Genomic DNA, 21,699 nt, shown 5'->3' with positions numbered 1-21,699 from the left:
GTCCTTTTAAAAGAAATGTATAAATATAAATTAAGGTTTTAAAACAACTTTAAGGGATTCTTTGCCGGACTTAACCATTTCAAAACCTTTTTGAAAATCTTTGAGCGGTAATTGATGTGTTACAACACCTTCAGTTGGAAAGTCGCCATTAGAAATCCCTTCAATGACAAGATCATAGCAGTATGGTCCTAAGTGAGATCCTAATAGATCGAGTTCTTTACGGTCACTGATAATGCTCCAGTCAACAGTAACCGGATCCTTAAATACGCTAAATTCGACAAAGCGGCCTAATTTTCTTATCATACTTAACCCTTGTTCAACTGATTTTGGATGACCTGTTGCTTCGATATAAATATCGCATCCATAACCATCCGTCATGTTTTTAATTTCTTTTACAACATCTACTTTAGAAGGATTTAATACAATGTCTGCACCAAACTTTTTAGCAAGTTCCAAACGCTCGTCAACAAGATCTAAAACAACTAGTTTACCCGGCCCGCATTTCTTTGCGGCACCAACCATACCTAAACCGAGCGTTCCCGCCCCTGAAAGAACAACGAAGTCGCCAAGTTGAATTTGCGCACGTTGGACAGCATGAAGGGAACATGCATAAGGTTCTATTAAAATAGCTTTTTCAATCGGTAAATCATCAGGAACACGATAGTTAATAGCTTCTTTTGTAAATTTCATATATTCCGCCATACCGCCGTTAACATTATTTTGGAAGCCGTATAAGTCATGTTTTTCACACATCCAATATTGGCCTCTCTTACAAAAACGGCAGTTCCAACAAGGTACAATTTGTTCCGAAATAACACGATCTCCAATTTCAAAATCTTTAACTTTATCACCTTTGGCAACAACATGTCCGATAAATTCATGCCCTGGAATCATAGGCGCTTTAATATAAGCCGGCTGCGTTTCATCGCCCCAGAAACTAGGCGCACCGGTATACGCTTTTACATCGCCTGCGCAAATGCCGCAAGCTTCAACCTTAATAATAATTTCTTCATCATTTTCTAACTTAGGCGTCTCGACTTCTGCTAAACGATAATCTCCTGGATTATAAGCCATAACCGCTTTCATAGTTTCTGGAATAACAAATTGTTTAGACACTTCCGGTTTAACAGTTGCACTCATTTATGTTCATCCCCCATTTTTAATAGTCTTATTTTGGATTTTAAGCCATAGACACGTTTGGTTGATTGGATTTATGATGCTTTATATGACTGTGTACTGTTTTAATAAATTGATAATGTCCGTGACGACCTGTCGCACTAAAAGAATGGGTAATAAAATAATCTCTATATTCTTCTACACCTTTTAATAGAAATCCGTCGGTGACTCCTGTAGCTGTAAAAAAGCAATTTTCTGTTTTCACAATATCATCCAGCTTCAGCGGTTGATTTGGATAAGTGATTCCCATGTCGACACAACGTTGATATTCCAATTCATTCTTTGGCAAAAGCTGTGCTTGAAAATTACCTCCTAAACATTTTAATCCTGTGGCCGCTATAACCCCCTCCGGCGCACCGCCAATGCCAACAAACATATCAATTTTTTTTTCAATAATGGCAGTACTTACTGCACACGTGATATCAACGTTTGAGAACAACTTTGCTTTGGAGCCGATTTGGCGAATCTCATCAATCATCGACTGGTGTCTTTCTCTATCCTGAACCATAATATTAAGATCTGAAACAGGCTTCCCTAAGGACTTTGCAACGGCTTTTAAGTTGTCAGTGAGCGGTCTCTCTATATCAATTACTTGACTTGCTTTGGGACCAACAGCAATTTTTTTCATATACATATCCGGAGCGTGCAATAAGCCGCCTTTCTCGGCAACAGCCATAACAGTGATCGCATCGCCTTGTCCCTGAGCAACACAAGTTGTGCCATCAACCGGATCAACGGCTATGTCAACTATTGGCCCTGAACCAGTTCCAACTTTTTCATTGATATAAAGCATTGGTGCCTTATCCATTTCACCTTCTCCAATAACAATGACGCCTTCAATATCTGTTTGATTTAACAAATTCCGCATGACATTGGTACTTGCACCATCTGTTTCATCTTTTTTCCCCCTGCCGATCCAGGGATAAGCGGCAATAGCAGCTTTTTGAGTAATATTCAATAGGTCAGAAACGATACTTTTCATACAGTCAACAGTCACCTCTTTTTATAAAATTGATTGATTAAATCAATAATGTTGTAATGATTTAATGGAATCTAAAAAGATCGATAGGATTAAATAAGCTGATGCGGCGCCGGGGTCAATAGCACCTTTTGAACGTTCCCCTAGTCTGCTGGATCTGCCCTTTTTTGATAACAAATCTTTTGTTGATTCCATCCCCTGTTTTGCTGCTTCAACAGCGCTTTCAAAGGCTAGGCTAGCTTCACCTGTTTCAGTAAATTGTTTTTTTAATGTTTCAGAGAAAGGTATAAGTGTATCCATCATCGTTTTGTCGCCAACTTCAGCCCCGCCGCGTTCTTTGACACCATCAACAAAAGCGGCCCAATAGTTGACAAGGTCGCTGTCATTTAACTCAGATTTATTACCTGCAATCTTGGCCCCTCTTAAAAGCCCTGTCGCATATAAAGGACCGACAGATGAACCTACTGCACTTAAGAATGTACGCGCAACTGCCATACTAATTTTTGTACAATCTTCTTCATCTTTTAAATCGGAATCTAACTGTTCATTAACAGCTTGCCACCCAATTGACATCGTCACGCCATGATCGCCGTCACCTAATTTTCTATCAAGCTCTGATAAATAATCTTTTTTGTCTTCTATCATTTCTACAACATTTTTAAAGAATTGTTTTAAATCATTTGCACTATATATCATGTCTATCCTCCTATTTTTGAACGAACATTGGGCAATCAGCAGGATAATCGATTAGTTCCGCTAATTCTTCGTCTAATTTCATGAGTGTAATGGAACAGCCGCCCATTTCTAACGATGTCATGTAATCGCCTACATAAGAACGATGAATTTTTACACCTTTTTCTTTAAGCACTTGTTCAACTCTCCTAAACATAATATATAACTCCATCCTTGTAGTGGAGCCTAGGCCGTTAACAAGAACCGCAACATTATCCCCCTTTTCCAGAGGCATATCCGCCAAAATATCATTTAACAAACGATCTGCAACCTGATCAGCGGATTGAATTTGACCTTTTTCAATACCCGGTTCACCATGATGGCCAAGGCCGATTTCCATTTCATTTTCCTCAAGTACAAAACTTGGCTCTCCCGTCTGAGGCAAGGAACAAGGACTTAACCCTACACCCATTGATCGTGTGTTTTCATTTGTCTTCTTAGCAACTCTGACAACATCGTCTAAATGATAGCCTTTATCCGCAGCTGCACCTGCAGTTTTAAAACCAAAAAATTCACCTGCAATACCTCTGCGTTTTTCACTTTCTTCTTTCGGGGCAGATGCAACATCATCTGTAGTTAGAACTGTTTCTACACGAATATCCTCCATCTCAGCCAATTCTTTCGCCATGCCGAAATTCATAACATCGCCCGCATAATTACCATGTAAAATGACAACACCTGATCCTTTATCAACTAATTTTGCCGCCTCTAAAATCGGATCAGGAGAAGGTGAAGCGAAAATATTACCTATCGCAACGCCATCCGCCATACCATCCCCGACGTACCCCATAAAACCTGGCTCATGCCCTGAACCGCCGCCAATAACAACACCTACTTTGCCTGGCTTAGTTTCTCTAACTGTAACTATGGTTCGGCTATTTTTAGGGGATTGTTGAATATATGTTGGATGCGCTTTCAAATATCCGTCAATCATTTCATCAACAACATTTGTTGGATCGTTCATCAACTTTTTCATTTTAACTGCAGGCTCCTTTCAAAAATTGTCTTTCCTTTTCATTTATTTTTTCGACTTTATGTGCTGAACGCCCGCCATTATACTCTGAATTCAAATAAGCTTCAACAACCTTTTTGGCATGTTCAATACCTATGACTTGAGCACCCATCGTTAAGATTTGCGCATTATTGCTTTTTTGGGCTCTCTCAGCAGAATAAGTATCATGGCATACCGCTGCCCGAACGCCTGGAACTTTATTTGCGGCAATCGAAACACCAAGCCCTGTACCACATAACAAAATACCTCTGTCATACTTATTTTCAACTATATCCTGGGCAACTTTAAAAGCAACATCAGGATAGTCAACGGCTTCGCATGAATAGCATCCGAAATCTTCAACTACATGACCCAGTTCATTTATATATTTTTTTATTTCTTCTTTCATATTATAAGCGTTATGGTCTGAACCAAGCGCAATTTTCAAAAGAAACACCCTCTCTTTACTGCTGAATATATCTGAATTTTATTGACTATAATCATATAGTAATCGTTTGTTTTTATTTTGTCAATTCATTTATTTTCGTTTACTTTCATTTATTATCATTTCATTAAAAAATGATCTTTCAAATTCATTATTTATTGTTATAATAAAGGTAATTAAACAATTTTATTGTTACGGATACAAAAACAACTATGTTTGAATATAAGGTGATATTATATGGCGAAAATGTTTATGGCTGAAAGACGAAATAAAATTATGGAGTTGCTTAATCAAGAACAACGGATAACGGTTAAGGATCTATCGAAAAAAATGGGTGTATCAGAAGCTACTCTAAGGTCTGACCTTAATAAAATGGAAAAAGAGGGTTTGTTGACCCGTACATTTGGAGGGGCTGTCTTAAACGATTATGTTGAAAACGGTACCAGTTTTTCAGTAAGGGAAAAGAAAAATAAAGCAGAAAAAGTTAAAATTGCCCACCAAGCCATTGAGTTGATAAAAAACAACCAATGCATTCTACTTGATGCCAGTTCAACAGTTTTAGAACTTGCCAGACTGTTAAAAAATAAACCCATTCGGTTAACAGTTGTCACAAATGGCATTAATACTGCTTTAGAATTAAATGAAAACGCCGAAATAACGGTAATCTTGCTTGGAGGGATTGTAAAGCAAGGTTCAAGTTCTTTAGAAGGGACATTAGGCGTAGATTTATTAAATAAAATCAACGTTGATCAAATGTTTACTTCGGGAAATGGATTTACTTTTGAAACAGGTTTAACTGATTTTAATTATTATGAAGTAGAATTAAAAAGAGAAATGATAAAGAAAACAAAAAAAGTCAATGCATTAATAGACCATACCAAAATTGGTAATACATCTATTGCATCATTTGCAAATGCAAATGAAATTGACACTTTTATTACCGATCAGCCTGTGTCAAAAGACACGTTAGATCTTTTTTCAAAAAATCACATTACTTTTATGTGTCATGAGAATTAAGTTTTTATATAATGAAGTCCAATATCGGAAGTACAATGAAATCTTGTACAAAACCGTGATATTGGACTTTTTTGTATGGTTTAAAGCATTGTATCTTTACTTATTGAGTTTTTAACCAATTTACATTACATTAGAGACTGGAAGTAACTGATAACTTCGGATTTATGAATGAATGAGGATGAACCTTATGGCGAAACGAAAAATTGAATTTCAAGATTTTATGAATGAAACTGAGCGTCTGCTATTGGAAAAAGGGTATGAAAGCTTTCATTTTAAGCTGTTAGCGGATCGGCTAAATGTGGCAAGGAGCACAATCTACGAGTATTATGCCAACAAGGAAGAACTCGTTACAGCCTATATGCTTAACATTATGAACTGGATTACCGCTGAAAGCAATGCTTTGGAGTCTTCAATATCTCCCTTACAGCAGTTGAAAAGTTTAATGCATATTTTTATAAAATATTCTCAGATCCATCAAATCTCACAGATGATTCCATTAATAAACCGCAGCAGTTCACCTGCGGTTAAATCTTCAATTGACAGGCTTTCCGAGGAACACGAAAAACTTTATCAAATGATAACTCATTTAATTGAAAAAGCGAAAGATGCCGGTGAAATCCGCCCCGATATACCAAGTTCCGTTCTTGCCCGGTTTTATTTCACAGCTATTGATATTCCAAATAACGAAGCGCTGACAGACCGGGATTGGAGCGACATGATTTTCTTAGTTTTATATGAAGGAATGAAAGGATCAAAAGGATCCTGAACAGTCAAAGCATCAAAATTGACAGTTGTGTCGGAATCTGAGATGATAGCTTCAACAATTAAATAAAAATTTTGTAATTTCCACCGACACTTGTGTCAAAATCATTGAACTAAGGGAGGACTTGACATGTATGTTGTAGTCAATACAATTGCCACTGAGGATACTGAGAGAGTAGCCGAAAGGTTTCGTAAATCGGCACCGCACTTAAAAGCATTTAAAGGATTTGTCAATATGGAGCTGTGGAAGGCTGACAACAAAATTGAAGCCATTTCGCGCTGGGAAACAAAAGAGGCCTTTGATGCCTATATTAACAGTGACATGTTTCAAAAGCATCACTCCCACAAAGCAGAAAAAAGTAATTCTAATTCGCAAGCGAGCGTATATGAAGGAGAAATTATCACCTGATACACCCAGGTGCAGACTATCGGCTTTAAACTATACGCCCCTTTTTCAAAAGAGTACGGTTATAGTTTTAAAAAATGACTCCACCCAAGCTTTTAGCAAACATAGCTAGGGTGGGTTTTTTTTCACTATTATAAGCTCTGCTATGTATTAAAAGAAACGTTCAGTTAAATATAAAGTAAAAAACACCAAGTGAGCGCCTTTTGAACTCTTCTTTAAATTTAATGAATTGGTTTGTTTAACCATTCATATGCGTGTATTGCCAGTTCAAGACATAGACGATTATGCGGCATAAACTTATCCTCACCTATCATTCTCTTCAATTTTTCTAGACGTTGGTAGAGTGTTTGACGTCGAATATATAGAATTTCTGCAGCTTCTTGCTTTGAACAGCTATTTAAGAGTACCTTTAGCGTTAATAACAAATGGCTGTTGTGTTCCGCATCATACTCAAGAATTGGACCAAGATAGTCATTAATAAATGAGTTCAGCGCAAAAGTATTATTCTGTATAAAAAGTCTATATACCCCAAGTTCATCAAAAAGGAGGGTAGAACTTTCTGAAGGAAAGCGCATCATCTGTTCGGCTTCTTCAAAATGAAGATTAATCTGATGATAGTTGCATGAAATTCTCCCAATCCCCAAACGAATACCAACCTCAGCACCAAAGGCTTTTTTACATGACTTTTCCAATTCCAAAGCGACCTTTTTTGATTTTTTACGAATATCAGAGTTATCGCCTTCATCTCTTTCAATAAGCAGCAAATAAACTCTGTATCCCTTGCTAAGAATAAATGCACGAAATCCACAGCGGGTTATAACTAAACGGAAAATTCCAATTAAATCATGGAAAGGAGAATCTGTTTGTTGGTCGTAGTAGTCACTCCCTTGTTTCATTTCTAAAATAATAGGAAGGTATGATGGCGGGGAATCTTTTTTATTTTTAACCCCTAAAAGTGTTTGAATATGCTCTTTGTCCTTAATCTTATCTTGGAGAATGTCATCAAGTATCCGGTGCTGGTTATCAATAAATCGTTCCTCCGCAAACATTTTTCGTAATAGAATTTGGGCCATTGATGTAGCAGTATAATCAAGTGACAAATAAAGAAATTGATCGGGATCATGGTCATGCAGGATGACACCAATATATGATAAGGCATGCCCCATAGCCATTATTGGTTGATAAAGAATTTGTTCCCCTTCTGAGATAGATAATGTCTTTTTATTTTGTCCAGAAATATCAGTATGGGGTATAGAAGTTTTGAATGAATGAACAAAGTCCTTTTCAATTGACTGAGACATCTCTGGTATAAAAAGAGAGGAATTATCTAAATTGATAAAGAACGTTTGCTCATTTGTGAATTTATGAAAGTTATAAAGGACCTTCTTTATACTTTGAGTTTCAAGAGTCAGTCGTTGAATATCCAGCGAATACTTTTCAAGATCACGCATGGCCTCTATATGGCGATACATAATGGTTTCATGCAAGTCCATAGTTATATTGACAAAATGGACGGGTTTTTTAAAAGCAATTAAAGGAAAATCATGCTGTTCTGCCAACTCTATCATATCTTGAGGAATTTCCCCGATGACTGATCCAAGCTCAATACATAAGCCGGCTGCCCTTTTTTTAATTAATTCGCGTAAATAACAAAGACGTTCACGACTATCTTTGCCGAATCCGCTGGCAGTAGACAGAACTAATTCTCCCCCATTGAGAAAAGAATAGCCTCCAGGTGTTTCAAGAATATGTACCCATTGAACCGGGTGTAATAACCCATTATGCCCGGCTGCAACATCTGCATCTTGGAACAATGGGCGTTTTAGTACATCTTTAATAGTAAAAGTGAAATTTTCGTTAAGCATTGAATTTGCCTCCAAAAGGGATTATTAGTCATTCGTTATCTCCCCTACTAAACTTCATCTCTTATTCTCAATTTTTAAGGCGGAAATCTTGCAGACGGTTGCATCGGGATAAACGATGTCAATATATTATCTATTATAAGTTTACACTTTGTCTATTTTCATGTAAACGCTAACATGGTAGAATCTTATAAATAGATTGAATTATCCACCAATGCTTTATATGAAAGGAGAAAACGATGGCTGATCAATTACAAAAGGGTTTGAAAAGGCGCCACATGACATTGATTGCTATAGCAGGTGTTATTGGAGCAGGACTTTTTGTAGGAAGCGGGGTTGTCATTCATTCAGCTGGCCCCGGATCAATTCTTTCTTATGCAATAGCTGGAATGCTTGTCGTATTCGTAATGAGAATGTTGGGAGAAATGGCATCCGTAAACCCGACCAGCGGTTCTTTCGCTCACTATGCTCATGAAGCTATAGGTCCGTGGGCAGGTTTTACAATCGGGTGGCTGTATTGGTTCTTTTGGGTTATTGCAATCGCTCTTGAGGCAACCGCCGGGGCAGCTATTCTGCATTCTTGGTTTAGCAGTATCCCGTTATGGTTAATCAGCTTAATTTTGATTATTTTGTTAACGCTGACCAACCTTTTTTCCGTAAAATCATACGGCGAATTTGAATATTGGTTTTCGTTAATAAAAGTTGTCAGCATTATTTTATTCTTGTTTATCGGTTTTACATTTATTTTTGGTTTCGCACCCGATAGCAAGCCCGTTGGTTTCTCAAATTTGATTGGACAAGGCGGATTTATGCCAAAAGGATTTGGAGCGGTTTTGTTAGGTGTTGCCACAGTGATTTTTTCTTTTATGGGAACAGAAATTGTTGGGATTGCAGCTGGAGAATCAGCCGAGCCCCAAAAAGCTATTACAAGAGCAACCAATTCAGTGACGTGGCGGATTATGGTTTTTTATATCGGTTCGATTATGGTCGTCGTTACACTGCTCCCTTGGGGGTCATCAGAAATTTTGCAAAGTCCTTTTGTCGCTGTGCTTAATTATATTGGCATTCCTTTTGCCGCTCAAATTATGAATTTCATTGTCTTAACAGCTGTATTGTCTTGCCTCAATTCCGCATTATACGCAACATCGCGCATGCTGTTTGCCCTAGCTGAAAAAGGCGAGGCACCGAAGCGCTTTTTAAAGGTTAGCAAAACTGGTGTTCCTGTTCAAGCCATTTTAGCCAGTACCGTTTTCTCTTATGTAGCCGTAATCATGAATTATATCTCGCCAGAAACGGTTTTTTTATTCTTGGTTGATTCGTGCAATGCAATCACATTGATTTTATATTTACTCATTGCTATTTCTCAATTACGTATGAGAAAGAAAATGGAAAGGGAGAACCCTGGCGCTTTAACAATTAAAATGTGGTTTTACCCGTACCTTACTTATTTCACCATTTTAGCTATTGCAACTTTATTAATTTCCATGGCATTTATTCAATCTATGCAAATCCAGTTACTGTTTACATGTGTGATTACCTTTATTGTTATTCTTTCATATATGCTGACAAAAAAGAAACAAACAAAAGTTACATATTCAGGAAACATTGATGTTAAAATGCAAAACAATGAATGGAAATAGGCAGTCCTTAGAAGTTAATTTAACTTTCACGATAAATGAGGAGGTTTTATCAATGACAAAAATTCAAAATAATGTAAAAACATTAACACATTTTATTGGCGGTGAAATGACGGAAGGGAAAAGCGGGCGTACTAGTAATATTTACAGCCCTTCATTTGGAGAGATCATTGGTTTGTGCCCGCTAGCTTCAACAGAGGAAGTGAACGAAGCTGTCGAAGCAGCGCATGCTGCTTTTAAAAAGTGGAAGAGAATTTCAGTTGGGAAAAGGGTACAAATTATCCACCGATTTAGAAGTCTGCTGGTAGAAAAAACGGATCAGCTGGCTGAAATGATTGGCCTTGAGAGTGGCAAAACCATTGCCGATGCAAAAGGTGAAATTGGCAGAGGAATCGAGTCCGTTGATTTAGCCCTCAATGCGCCGCATTTGTTAAAAGGGGAATACTCAGTTAATGTTGGCGGAGAGATTAACTCTTTTTCTATGAAACAACCATTGGGCGTTGTAGCGGCTATTTCTCCATTTAATTTTCCGGCGATGGTGCCGCTTGCTATGACTTCAATGGCAATAGCCGTAGGCAATGCAGTGATTTTAAAGCCTTCTGAAAAGGTACCGAATTCTGCATTATTCCTTTCAGAGTTATGGAAAGAAGCCGGCTTGCCAGACGGGGTTTGGACAGTTATTAATGGTGACAAAGAAGCGGTTGATGCCATTCTTCATAACCCTAAGATCCATGCAATCTCATTTGTCGGCTCAACTAAGGTTGCAGAGTATGTCTATCATGAAGGAACACGTCATAATAAGCGGGTAGCTTCATTCGGCGGCGGCAAGAATCACATGGTCATTATGCCTGATGCCAATATCGATCAAGCCGTAACAGCATTCCTGGGAGCAGCTTATGGTGCAGCATCGCAGCGTTGTATGGCTATTTCTGTAGCAATGCCTGTTGGAGAAAAAACAGCCGAAGCTTTCGTTGCTAAATTAAAAGAGAAAGTTCAAGAGCTTAAAGTTGGATCTTATAACGACGAAAATGCCGACTTTGGAGCCGTCATTACACAAGAGTCTAAAGATACGGTCATCAAATATATTGATGAAAGTCTAGAAGAAGGCGCGCATTTATGTATAGATGGACGACATACACAATCAGAAAAAGGGTTTTACTTAGGGCCAACGTTTTTAGACCATGTTACCCCTGATATGAAAATCTATCAGGAGGAGGTTTTCGGGCCTGCCCGTATCGCAGTACGCGTTAATACATTAGATGAAGCGATTAACTTAATTAATGAGCACGAATATGGAAACGGCGTGACTATTTTTACAAATAACGGCCCTGCCGCTAGAAAATTCACAGAAGAAATTGAAGTTGGCATGGTTGGGGTGAATGTTCCAATTCCGATCCCGGTCGGCTACCACAACTTTGGAGGGTTGAAACGTTCAAAATTCGGTGATGGCCATATGTTCGGCCCGGACACAGCACGCTTCTTCACCAAAACAAAAACCATCTCGGAAAGATGGCCTGAAGCCAAAGACATCGGATTAAAAACTGAGTTTTCTTTCCCTAGTAATCAGTAGTGATGCAGGGTAATTGAACTATATGCCCCAATTTAAAGCATGGGCTCCTATCGCCTCCTATTAAATGATTTTGCCGGAATATAGTATTTCATTGTTGAAGGATAGACAAGCCGCTCATAATTTCTAACTAAGATTAAGGAAGTTTTCTCAAATAGAGGAAACTTCCTTTTTTAGTCTAAAAATCATCTAATAATAGCTTGAAATTTGACAAGTAAACAAGAGAGAATATTTTTGTTCTTGCTCAATCATATAACTTATTAACTTTCTATATCAGCCGTATCATTTAACTACTTCATCAGCGCCTGGCCAGATCCTTCAAAATACTTTCTATAATACGAAAGTCCATAATAAGTAAAATAATAAACATAACAAGAAGGGCGTGGGTGCATTTTGATTTGACGGAATAATCATCATGATATAGATAAAAATAATCCAGCACAAACTTATAACATTAATAACTTTACTCCAATTTCTCAAATGCCACGGTCCATAATGCTTAGACTGACTAGACTAAAAAATGCCTTTACTTTAAGAGAAGGCAAATAACATCAAAATGAACGAACCCGTAATCTTATATCCCTCTATGTTCAGATAAAACCTTTTCCTCGTAATTAAGACTGCACCCGTCGTAACGTACTTTATATCCCACTACGTTCAGATAAAACCTTAAAACATCCGCTATCAAAGCCGCAGTGCACTCCTTTATATCCCACTACGTTCAGATAAAACATGTACGGTAGTCATGGAATACTTATATCAACGGACGGCTTTATATCCCACTACGTTCAGATAAAACTTAGAAAAGAAATATCAGGAGTGGGAAACCAAATTCCCTTTATATCCCACTACGTTCAGATAAAACCGACTGTTGCTGAAAGTAATACAAATCGCATTATTGCTTTATATCCCACTACGTTCAGATAAAACTAAACATGCAAAACCGGTGCAGAAGATGATTATAAACTTTATATCCCACTACGTTCAGATAAAACAAGCCATTCAGGTTCTATGCCGGCCTTTGTATTTTCTCTTTATATCCCACTACGTTCAGATAAAACTAATACAAATTTCATCAGTTCCAAATCCTCTAAAACTCTTTATATCCCACTACGTTCAGATAAAACTTTAGGGACGTTCATTTTCTGAATATCTTTTTCATATCTTTATATCCCACTACGTTCAGATAAAACAGGTTGATTTCGATAATCAAGTTCTAAAAGCTCTCTCTATTCTTTATATCCCACTACGTTCAGATAAAACTTTATGTCCACCCTGAGGAAGATAAATTTTTGTTGGACTTTATATCCCACTACGTTCAGATAAAACGGAGGATGGAGATTAATGTCCATTGATGAACCATTTAGCCCTTTATATCCCACTACGTTCAGATAAAACCCTTAAAAATAAACAATTAAAAACCCTGTTATATCAAAGGCTTTCCGGGCACTTTGATATAACTATATTTGTACCTTTTGCAGTAAACCATGAGTTATATTTTTAAAATTATATTGAAAGCGCACTCTACCCCAGTATTTTCAAGGGTTTTGGTATTTTTATTATAAAAGCGATTTACTGCAAACAAAGAACTATTTCATTGTACCTATTATATCATTAAAGAAAGAAATTGGAGTGATTTTTTTCTTGACCGTATATATGCTTTTTTATATTTCTTGGATTGTCAACACGATATAAATAGATTGAATCTTCGTTAGGATTAACAATTTGATCCAATTCAAATAAACATTTATCCAAACTTCCTTTTGTTATTTCACCTTCAAATACTGAATTCTGTGTCCAATCAAGGTATCCCTTTAATTTTTTGCAAACTTTTCCTACTCGTTTTTCTCCTACATCATATGTAATAATGACAAACATTTTACCACCATGCCTTTAACGGTTTATAAATCTCATCGTTTATTAAATGCTTTATGAGCTTATAACATTCCAGACGAATCATATACCTATAAGTGGTTTGCCGTTTTAACGTTCTATGCTTTACACTTTGTTTTAGTCGTTCTTCAAACCTTGTTATAAATTTCTTTTTCCCTTCATCATTTAAATAGCATATCTCACCTTCAATGTAGCTGAAATGCTTTTTAGAGATACCGCGCTTATTTATTAAAGATATAATAATTGGATCGACTATTAATGGTTTGAATATTTCAGCGATATCTAAACTAAGTGAAAAACGTTTTGTTGAAGGTTCATGTAGATAGCTAATTGTTGGATCTAGGGATGTACGATGTATCTCTGACAAAACTGTACGGTACATCATTGTGTTCCCAAAAGAGATGAGCGCATTCAAAGGATCACGTGGTGGATGCTTTTCACGTTTTTCAAAAACAAAATCATATTTTAAAACATCATTAAGCGCTCTATAGTAATGCTGTCTGATACATCCTTCAACACCCATTAGTTCTTGAATAGTCTCTGCTACTTGCATCTTCATTGCTTCCATTTCCATTTCCGCAATAATAGGTGCAGTTTTTTCTTTATAGCGGCGGAGGTTTCTTAACATATGATGAACGCCCCCTTGTAAGAAGCGAACGGCCAAGAACATACGTTTATAATTATCTAGATAGTGAGCACTTTGATTCACAAGTGAAAAGCCGGACACATTTTTCTTTCGCGGATAATAAGTGCCCGAATAATAACCGTAGTAGTTGTAAATATGTAAAACAATGTCATGTTTACTTAAAAAATTAAGCAATTTTGAATTAAAATCAACCTCACCAAACAGGTGTAAATTCCGTATTTTCTCGACGGGCAATGATTGCTCTTCACCATCATTTTTCGCAAAATATACAGTATTGTGTTTTCTCTTTAACCGACCGTTATTAAAAATATAATGATCCCTTAGCACTCATCATCATCCTCCATTGAATAACAAAAGCTAAAGTACGCGCAACTTTTACAATATGGATATTTTTTTAAAATTGGCGGCTGATCTTGTTCAATTATTTCCTTTGTCCTAGTAATTGCATTTTTAATAAGCTTACGGTTTTCTTTATTTAATTCAATACCAACTGTCTTACGCTCAGTCGTATAACTAATAAGACCTTTCTTCTTTATGCCGCGCTGCTCAAGCTGATACAAATAAAATAGCATTTGCATTTTATCAACTTCAGGCATTTTACTTGAAATCTTAACTTCTCGGATATAACCTCCATCGATCATATCTACTTTGAAAGCATTGTCTATTAAAATTTCTCGCTTCTTAATTTGTGGATATGCTCTTTGATGCAGTACCTTTCCTTCAAGAACACGGTCATCCTCCTGTTCCATTGTGATTCCATGTTCATATAGCCAAAGTTTTCTCTTACATAAAACAAAATAGTGTAAGTGAATCCCGCCAATTGTGCGTGTTTCCAAAATACCGTCATCCTATCTTTTTATAATGATTACAGATTATTCCCATAATCAGTCATTTCCCCTTTTATAAAAAACATACTTCATTGTTTCTCCTTATAACTTAAAGAAAAAGAACCCTGGCATAAAAGTCAGAGTCCTCATGCTATATAGATTCCTCTATCGATTTACTAGGTTGAACACCAAACCCTTTTGTCTCCTTTTCATCAAAGTCATAAGGAAGATCTAATATCTTTATATAAGAAATGACGGGATAATTTTTACCATCCTTACCGTTTCGTATAAACGGAATCGGTTTTACTAACCCTCGTGTTTTTGACTTCCTTAATGAGACAGTATATTTTTCAATCTCCCTCCTTAACTTTGCTCTTTTATCGGGATTTTCCTCATTTGTCAGAAGTTTAAATAAATCCAGATGTTCATAATAAAGAGAACTGGGTATAACTAACTCGGACTGGATATCCCTCAGTAGTTTTTGTGCATCATTATTGTCATAATAATAATCAGGAAAATTATCAATTTCATTTAATGCTTGGTCAAATTGTTTTAAAAATTGCTTTGGAAGATGCTTACGACAATATAGATCTTTGACTAACTGAACTTTATCTTTTTCCCTAAGAATATTTTTGTTATAGGGTAATAGTGCTTCTACACTAAGATCCATAATATCTTCATCATATATATACTTCCGCCCCGATGGTTCCCTTGTATAAATATTGACATTAATCCCATCATGGTCTAGCTCCCTTTTACGGTAACAGCGGCCCAATCTTTGAAAAAGACTATCGAGCGTTGACATTTCTGTAAAAAGGACATCAAAATCAATATCAACTGAAGCCTCAACAAGTTGCGTTGTTACCCAAATTCCCGGTTCATTCTCCCTTTTATCAAACGCTAAAATATCATTTTCTAGCATTGAACGGTGCTTTTGCACAAACATAGAATGAAGAAGGCGGACATTGTCCACGTGTTTTTTCTTAAGTTGTTGATAGACTTCCAGCGCCTTTTTTACTGTGTTAACAATGACTAGCACTTTCTTTTCTTGTCCTATTTTTGCAATTTCATTAGTGGCATTATCTATTTTTTCATTTTGTAACTGGATTCGATGCCGAGTGATATCATTAACAAATTCACCGTAGAGATAATCACCTAAATTTAGAACCCCCCGCCTTATTAACTCTTCTTTATAAATAGTTGGCAGTGTAGCCGTCATAATCATAAATTTACCGCCAATTTGGTGTATCATTTCAATGGCTTTAATTAAAAAAGCAGCAATTTTCGGATCATAAGCTTGAATTTCATCAATTATGACAGCCGAATACGCCATTGTAGCATAATACTTTTCATATCCCCTGTACTTCATAGGAAATTTTAAAATTTGATCAATCGTTGTAAATAATAGCTTCGAAGATAAATGTTTCGACTGATCCCTAATGATTTCCCAATCCTCTTCCCCTTTTTCCGTTAAATGACTGGCACTGGATGAGTGTAAAAGCCCCGTACCTTTAAATCCCATTTGATCTTTTACCCGATCGTAAAGGGCATTCAAACTCACACGAAGAGGCAGTGTAAAAAAGGTTTTCTTTTTTCCAGCCCAAAGTAAAGCTGCTTCTGTTTTCCCCATTCCTGTTTGTGCAACTATAATTAAATTTTTATTTTGATTTTTCTTAGCAAAGATTTGAACGGGTCTTAATAGTTCAGAAACCTTTGCATCTTTTTTATTTAACGTTGTTATAATGTACTTTTCCGTCATTTCCGCTAAATCATAATCAACATCGGACTCAATCTCAACATGGGCGGAAGCGGCATGATCAAGGCGGTGCAACAGACCTTTTACAAGTATATATTGTAAATAAAGCTCTGTATCATCACCAGACTTAATTCTATTTATCATTAAACCAAATGTTTTGAAAATGTTCTCTTCCTTTTCGGGAATAAATACTTGTAAATGTTCACTTAGGGAACTTTGATTATGCATTAAATCTTCCTTTAAAGCTCTTTTTATTTCTTTTTTTAAAATCGATTGGTTTCTTTCATGATGATAAGTAATTGATTGAATGAGAACTTTTATTTCCTTATCTGTTAAATTTAATTGTGAGTATGGAACGAAAAATGGCGATAAGTAATTATGAGGAATATAAGGTAATTCGCTATCATTTTTTATATTTTCCCCAATGGTCTTACAAATTCTATTTTGAAACGGGCTATAGACTTTTCCTGCATCATGATACTGAACAGCATATTGTATAACTTTCCATAGCCTTTCATTACCAAAAATTTTTCCATATGCTTTTTTCAAAATAACTAAGCGTTTTTTTAATTCTTCTGTATGCTCGTAAAGTGTTTCAATTGGATCTGATTTTGCATATATCAAATTCTCTCCCCCTATTTAATGCGTTTATGATTATAGAAAAAGCTGAGGAAACTAATACCCTCAGCAAACTTAAACATTCCAAAACACAAGATTCTCTTCCTGATCAATATAGAGAGTTTGGGTCATAGCATCATCATAAATGTCTGTAGCTTTCGGTACATATTTTACCTTAATTTTTTCCCATTCTCGTAAACCATCCTTAATATTGTATATCCAATTTAATTGATAAGGTATACCGCTAATGTTTTCATTTAAATAATAAACTGGAATATAAATATTATTTGTAAGTTCTGCTCCCTCGCATTCTTCTAACTCTACAATCTCAACATCATCCAATCTTAATAAATCCTCATATCTTCCAAGAGAGAGATGTTGATCGTTGTTTTGAAAAGCTACAAGCATTTTTTCTAGCAAATCTTCTTCTGCTCTTACGTGGATAATAAGATTTACATTATAAAGCATATGTGTGTATAGTGGCATAGAAGTCATTGTTTTATTATCATAAACTGGAACATCTGAAGATAACCCATCCATAATGATTGGCATGGCAAAACCTTTTTTCTTAACCATGTAAGTTTTACGATAGTCAACGATTCTTGTTTCAAAATCTCCTTGAACGCTTAATGAAAAGGGTATTAGTTCCGTAGCGTTCATTACTGCATGTATCATACCTTTTACCGTTGAATAAGGCGGCAAAGGATAAGTTTCTGCTACTTTAGAAGCAAATGGCTTTGTATAGCAGGCTGTTTCTTGAAAACATTTCAACCTTAATGCTTTCATACTGAAACTCCATAAAAATCATCCACTTGTTCTAGGAGATATTGATAAAACGCTTCAATAGAAACTACATCGGCTAATGAGGAAAATTCACTTTCATTCTTAAACGTTCCTCTAACTAAACCAATTTTCGTTTGATCTTTTATGTTCTGTCCAAACACACTTTGATTAAGTGAATCGGATAACAAATCTATATTGATTTGTCCCGGATTTTCATTTAACAAACTTACTCTGCCAAGAAAAAATGGATTAGGAATATTGTATGCTCCACCAATAACAAATAAAGGTGCTAGATTTTCTTGTCGACCTCGAATTTCTCGATTTAAAAACTTCGTGACTTCTAGTAACTGCTTGACGCGCTCTGCTTTTTCCACTTGATCTAGTTCAATATCTAAATCTTTACCAACCTTCGATAGATCTATTGTTATTGTGTAAGTATACAAACTTATATGCTGCTCAAGAGTAGCCAGATTGGGATCTTCATTGATACGAGCAGCTAAACCCATATTATTCAGAAATTCTAAATCGCTCTTATAAGGTTCTAAAGAAATAGCATGACTTAATCTGCAAACGGCTGAACGCTTTGTAGCACCCTCTTTAGCCTTCGTTTTCATATAACCAAATAAATCCATTTCAACTGAGTCTTTAATTGTACAATCGTCTTTAAACTGAACAACACCCTTTGATTTATCAACGACATCTAAATTCCATTCATAAAACTGATTGCCCAAGCGCACGATATCATAGCGAATACTTTGCCGTGAAGCAAAGGAGTATGCTTCGCCGTTTCCACGATGAAACTTTTTTAACTCAGAAATATTTTGCGTACCTTCCCCGTAATTTAATGAATTGGCTCGAAAAACAACCGTAAATGTTAGCGCTTTATTTTTAATCATTGGTTTCATCCCCTACCTCATTTTTTTTAGAAATCAAACCGGCTATCCATGAATCCGCCACAGTAGCAAAATCCATTTTCTCTTCATGCAAAACATTAAGAAACAATGATGGCATTTGTTGATTAGCTGAAATATAAACCCGCATTATCGTATCCATAAATTGCTTTTTATTACCTGACTTCACTGTATTAAGGAGACGATAAGCAATACCTTGAGCTTTTTTTTCACCAACGATTCGTTGAATAGAAGCACCACTCTTATATAATACCCATATATAACTGCTTTGTTTTTTGGTGTCCATTGACATTTGGACGCCTCCCTTCTGATAACATTGATAAAAATGCCGAATAAGTGTAGCGTAAATAATTTCAAGAGACGAATATTGATGCTTTATCTTTTCTCTTAATTCATAAAAGAGTAATTGTTTTGTATCCTTGTAATTTAGTAAGTCATGTATTAAAGAAACACGAAAACGGTAAGACATATAGCTAAATAATTTATTATGTTCCTTAAATAAATGAGTAAGTTCCGGTGTAAGCGTCATATAATCAAGTAATGTCTTCTTGGCCTGATAATCCGATTCATATTCTAGAATTAAAAAGTTTTTCATCGTGTAATCTGCTTTTAATTGTTGTTCCGCAACCAAATCAAAAATAATTTCGTCAAAAGATTTATCCATGTTCTTTTGATTTGAATAATGTTCATTTACCTTTAATAACTCAGCAAATATCCCCTCATTTTGAACGAAAATGGATTTATTTCCTGACATGGTGGCACCAGCTGGGGAACAAAATAAAATTAGTTTTGCAATTGCACTAATTGGTATAGAGACTTTACCATTTGCATTCCAAGAAAAATTAATTGCATTTCCCGCACTTAAAGCAAGCGGGGAAAAAACCCCTTCATTGAATTGTTCAAACCCTAAAAAGTCTTCAAAAAAGCTGCATTTATTGACTGTATCTTTTATGTATGCTTTTATTTCATTTAAAGAAAGCTTTTTTAACGGACGTTTTAATGATTTAATCCCTTTATGCTGACCATTCTCAATAAAGTTGGTTACTTGCTTCTCATTTTTAGCAGATTTAAGCAGATCCAAAAACTTTATTTCTTCAATTACTGGTTGGACAAAATCTCTTGTGAATAGCTCAATTTGTTGTGGAATAGTTAAATCATTTTTAACAACATTAAGGAAACTAACCTGTCCAAAATATGGGCCAAGTATGACAGCTTTGAAAAAGTTTGCAGTTAGCTTATCATGAATCTCTGGTGTCTCTAATCCCTTAAAAATAGTATTTAATAACTCGCTAAGTTCTTCTGAATACGTCTTTTCAGCACGAAACTTTTCAATATTCTCAAGTAATTCTGCTCCTGACGGTGTTTCAGAATAATATTTTTTTACCTTATCATAAATTTGTTTTTTTAAGCGATCATTTATTTCCTTTTTAGCGTTTTTATCCCCATTAGCAAACTTTGACCAATAGGATTGAATAATTCTCCCTTCTCGTGCCTTAACACTGTATTTATCCAAATAATAATTAAACATAGCTTGCGGTAGTACTTCCAAATGTTCTGTATCGAAAACTAGCCCATCATCCGTTGTTTGAACATCTACACCGCTTTTCTTTAATATCCGATAATAACCGAGCAGTCCCTGATTCAAATGCCATTCACTCATCGGTAAGACAAAATTCATCCACCTACCTCCTCTCTTGCTAAAAGTCCAAACCCCTGATTAGTTCTGAAGCCTAGGCCGCAATCGTATAAACACTGGAGATCTTCTTTATGTGCTTCTAAAACAATTAGTCCTTTAAAAGCGGTAAAATATAAAGGTTTATCTTGGGTCTGATGGAAATGTTCTTTAATCACTTGCTTTTGTAAGCTTGATTGAAGTATATTGATTGGTTGCTGAAGGGGTCTTTGAAGTAATTCTGTAACCATGTTTTGCGACGCGTATTCTAGTTCGCATAAATAGTTAGGTGAATCAGGAGAAAGCGGTTTTCCGTCTTTATTTTCGATTAGTATTGGCGATAAAGTACGAAATGCTGTTATTGAATGCTTAATATCATCTATTTTTAACATTTCAACACGTTTAAGTTCTAATAAATGATCTTTATATATAAATTGTTTTTTCTTTTGACTACCATTTATCAAAAACATAATAAAATCATATTTTGAACTTGAAATTGTTAAATGAAGTTCTTTTGCAAAAATCTTGTTTTCTTCTATTTTCATGTCTTTGAAATAAGCCGAAAACGCATACGGCTTAATCTTATTTTTGTTCTTTACAAAAAATTCATCATAGTAAGCTTCGGAACCTTCCCGTATGATATCCTTAATAACTGATAACAATCCGAATCGATAGCCTAATGGAAATGATGACATCTGAAAGGATAGACGGATTCTCAAATGAGCACCTCCTTGTTAATTTATTTTATTGATTCTATTTAACCAATTATATATCTATAAGTCAATCCCAAAATTCATAGGTTTATAAAGATTTTGATATTTATTTAAAGCTGTTTGCCTACATAAAAAAGATTAGTGTATGATAAGCCACTAATCTTTCCCACAACGTTCAAATATAATATCGGTAACGCTATAAAATAAATTAACATTTTATATCCCAGAAGTTCAGATAAAATTTTAATAGCCTAAACTAATGAGTATTCCTCCATTCTCTGTAGTTTTGTGTCGAAACTTACTATT

The 21,699-nt window shown here is 35.7% G+C and carries 19 protein-coding genes and 1 CRISPR repeat array; of the genes, 5 read left to right on the top strand and 14 right to left on the bottom strand.

Features of this window, described 5'->3' with window-relative positions:
• Positions 1-30: 30 nt before the first annotated feature.
• From ACFQRG_RS13820 to rpiB, 5 genes are read right to left on the bottom strand one after another with little or no spacing between them, the layout of a single operon-like run.
• Positions 31-1,140, bottom strand: coding sequence for an MDR/zinc-dependent alcohol dehydrogenase-like family protein (locus ACFQRG_RS13820; protein WP_380966964.1), 1,110 nt, complete (start codon positions 1,138-1,140; stop codon positions 31-33).
• Between the two features lie 40 nt (positions 1,141-1,180).
• Positions 1,181-2,158 carry a class II fructose-bisphosphatase gene (gene glpX / locus ACFQRG_RS13815; protein WP_380966962.1) on the bottom strand — a complete coding sequence of 326 codons (978 nt, stop codon included), beginning with the start codon at positions 2,156-2,158 and terminating at the stop codon, positions 1,181-1,183.
• 42 nt (positions 2,159-2,200) lie between these two features.
• On the bottom strand, positions 2,201-2,851 hold the full coding sequence (gene dhaL / locus ACFQRG_RS13810) for a dihydroxyacetone kinase subunit DhaL (protein ID WP_380966960.1): 651 nt from the start codon (positions 2,849-2,851) through the stop codon (positions 2,201-2,203).
• A 10-nt stretch (positions 2,852-2,861) separates the two neighbouring features.
• A complete protein-coding gene (locus tag ACFQRG_RS13805) occupies positions 2,862-3,863 on the bottom strand; it encodes a dihydroxyacetone kinase subunit DhaK (RefSeq protein ID WP_380966958.1) in 1,002 nt (333 codons plus the stop codon).
• Position 3,864: 1 nt separating this feature from the next.
• On the bottom strand, positions 3,865-4,326 hold the full coding sequence (gene rpiB, locus ACFQRG_RS13800) for a ribose 5-phosphate isomerase B (RefSeq protein WP_380966956.1): 462 nt from the start codon (positions 4,324-4,326) through the stop codon (positions 3,865-3,867).
• Positions 4,327-4,560: 234 nt separating this feature from the next.
• On the opposite strand from rpiB, the gene ACFQRG_RS13795 reads away from it, so the two are divergent.
• The 3 genes from ACFQRG_RS13795 to ACFQRG_RS13785 all read left to right on the top strand — a co-directional run bounded on the left by ACFQRG_RS13795 (position 4,561) and on the right by ACFQRG_RS13785 (position 6,511).
• Complete coding sequence (locus tag ACFQRG_RS13795; protein ID WP_380966954.1) at positions 4,561-5,340, top strand: DeoR/GlpR family DNA-binding transcription regulator; 780 nt, start codon at positions 4,561-4,563, stop codon at positions 5,338-5,340.
• Between the two features lie 187 nt (positions 5,341-5,527).
• A complete protein-coding gene (locus ACFQRG_RS13790) occupies positions 5,528-6,106 on the top strand; it encodes a TetR/AcrR family transcriptional regulator (RefSeq protein WP_380966952.1) in 579 nt (192 codons plus the stop codon).
• Positions 6,107-6,232: 126 nt separating this feature from the next.
• Positions 6,233-6,511, top strand: coding sequence for an antibiotic biosynthesis monooxygenase family protein (locus tag ACFQRG_RS13785; RefSeq protein WP_380966950.1), 279 nt, complete (start codon positions 6,233-6,235; stop codon positions 6,509-6,511).
• Positions 6,512-6,729: 218 nt separating this feature from the next.
• Here ACFQRG_RS13785 and ACFQRG_RS13780 read toward each other — a convergent pair whose 3' ends face one another.
• A complete protein-coding gene (locus tag ACFQRG_RS13780; protein WP_380966948.1) occupies positions 6,730-8,373 on the bottom strand; it encodes a PucR family transcriptional regulator in 1,644 nt (547 codons plus the stop codon).
• Between the two features lie 236 nt (positions 8,374-8,609).
• Here ACFQRG_RS13780 and gabP point away from each other — a divergent pair, with 236 nt between their 5' ends.
• Both gabP and ACFQRG_RS13770 read left to right on the top strand, forming a co-directional pair.
• Positions 8,610-10,010, top strand: a complete 1,401-nt coding sequence (gabP, locus tag ACFQRG_RS13775) for a GABA permease (RefSeq protein WP_380966946.1) — start codon at positions 8,610-8,612, stop codon at positions 10,008-10,010.
• Positions 10,011-10,062: 52 nt separating this feature from the next.
• Positions 10,063-11,577, top strand: coding sequence for a CoA-acylating methylmalonate-semialdehyde dehydrogenase (locus ACFQRG_RS13770; RefSeq protein WP_380966944.1), 1,515 nt, complete (start codon positions 10,063-10,065; stop codon positions 11,575-11,577).
• Between the two features lie 569 nt (positions 11,578-12,146).
• A CRISPR array of direct repeats spans positions 12,147-12,972; the repeat unit is 29 nt; unit sequence CTTTATATCCCACTACGTTCAGATAAAAC.
• A 216-nt stretch (positions 12,973-13,188) separates the two neighbouring features.
• Here the strand turns inward: ACFQRG_RS13770 and cas2 are convergent.
• From cas2 to cas6, 8 genes are all read right to left on the bottom strand, one after another.
• Positions 13,189-13,452 (bottom strand): CRISPR-associated endonuclease Cas2, encoded by a 264-nt coding sequence (gene cas2, locus ACFQRG_RS13765; protein WP_380966942.1) that lies wholly within the window; start codon positions 13,450-13,452, stop codon positions 13,189-13,191.
• A 1-nt stretch (position 13,453) separates the two neighbouring features.
• Positions 13,454-14,440 (bottom strand): type I-B CRISPR-associated endonuclease Cas1b, encoded by a 987-nt coding sequence (gene cas1b, locus ACFQRG_RS13760; RefSeq protein WP_380966940.1) that lies wholly within the window; start codon positions 14,438-14,440, stop codon positions 13,454-13,456.
• A complete protein-coding gene (gene cas4 / locus ACFQRG_RS13755; RefSeq protein ID WP_380966938.1) occupies positions 14,434-14,949 on the bottom strand; it encodes a CRISPR-associated protein Cas4 in 516 nt (171 codons plus the stop codon). The genes cas1b and cas4 overlap by 7 nt, the downstream gene beginning before the upstream one ends.
• 142 nt (positions 14,950-15,091) lie before the next feature.
• The gene (gene cas3, locus ACFQRG_RS13750) at positions 15,092-17,320 is read right to left on the bottom strand and encodes a CRISPR-associated helicase Cas3' (RefSeq protein ID WP_380966936.1); all 2,229 of its coding nucleotides are present in this window, start codon (positions 17,318-17,320) and stop codon (positions 15,092-15,094) included.
• 69 nt (positions 17,321-17,389) lie between these two features.
• The gene (gene cas5b, locus ACFQRG_RS13745) at positions 17,390-18,100 is read right to left on the bottom strand and encodes a type I-B CRISPR-associated protein Cas5b (protein ID WP_380966934.1); all 711 of its coding nucleotides are present in this window, start codon (positions 18,098-18,100) and stop codon (positions 17,390-17,392) included.
• Complete coding sequence (cas7i, locus tag ACFQRG_RS13740) at positions 18,097-18,993, bottom strand: type I-B CRISPR-associated protein Cas7/Cst2/DevR (protein WP_380966932.1); 897 nt, start codon at positions 18,991-18,993, stop codon at positions 18,097-18,099. Before cas7i ends, cas5b begins: the two co-directional genes overlap by 4 nt.
• Positions 18,986-20,686: a type I-B CRISPR-associated protein Cas8b1/Cst1 gene (gene cas8a1 / locus ACFQRG_RS13735; protein ID WP_380966930.1), complete on the bottom strand. Its 1,701-nt coding sequence runs from the start codon at positions 20,684-20,686 to the stop codon at positions 18,986-18,988. Before cas8a1 ends, cas7i begins: the two co-directional genes overlap by 8 nt.
• Positions 20,683-21,399, bottom strand: a complete 717-nt coding sequence (gene cas6, locus ACFQRG_RS13730; protein WP_380966928.1) for a CRISPR-associated endoribonuclease Cas6 — start codon at positions 21,397-21,399, stop codon at positions 20,683-20,685. Before cas6 ends, cas8a1 begins: the two co-directional genes overlap by 4 nt.
• Positions 21,400-21,699: the final 300 nt, after the last annotated feature.

This window comes from Scopulibacillus cellulosilyticus (assembly GCF_042665295.1).
Taxonomy (GTDB): Bacteria; Bacillota; Bacilli; order Bacillales; family Sporolactobacillaceae; genus Scopulibacillus_A; species Scopulibacillus_A cellulosilyticus.
This window is presented reverse-complemented; position numbering and strand designations above follow the sequence as displayed.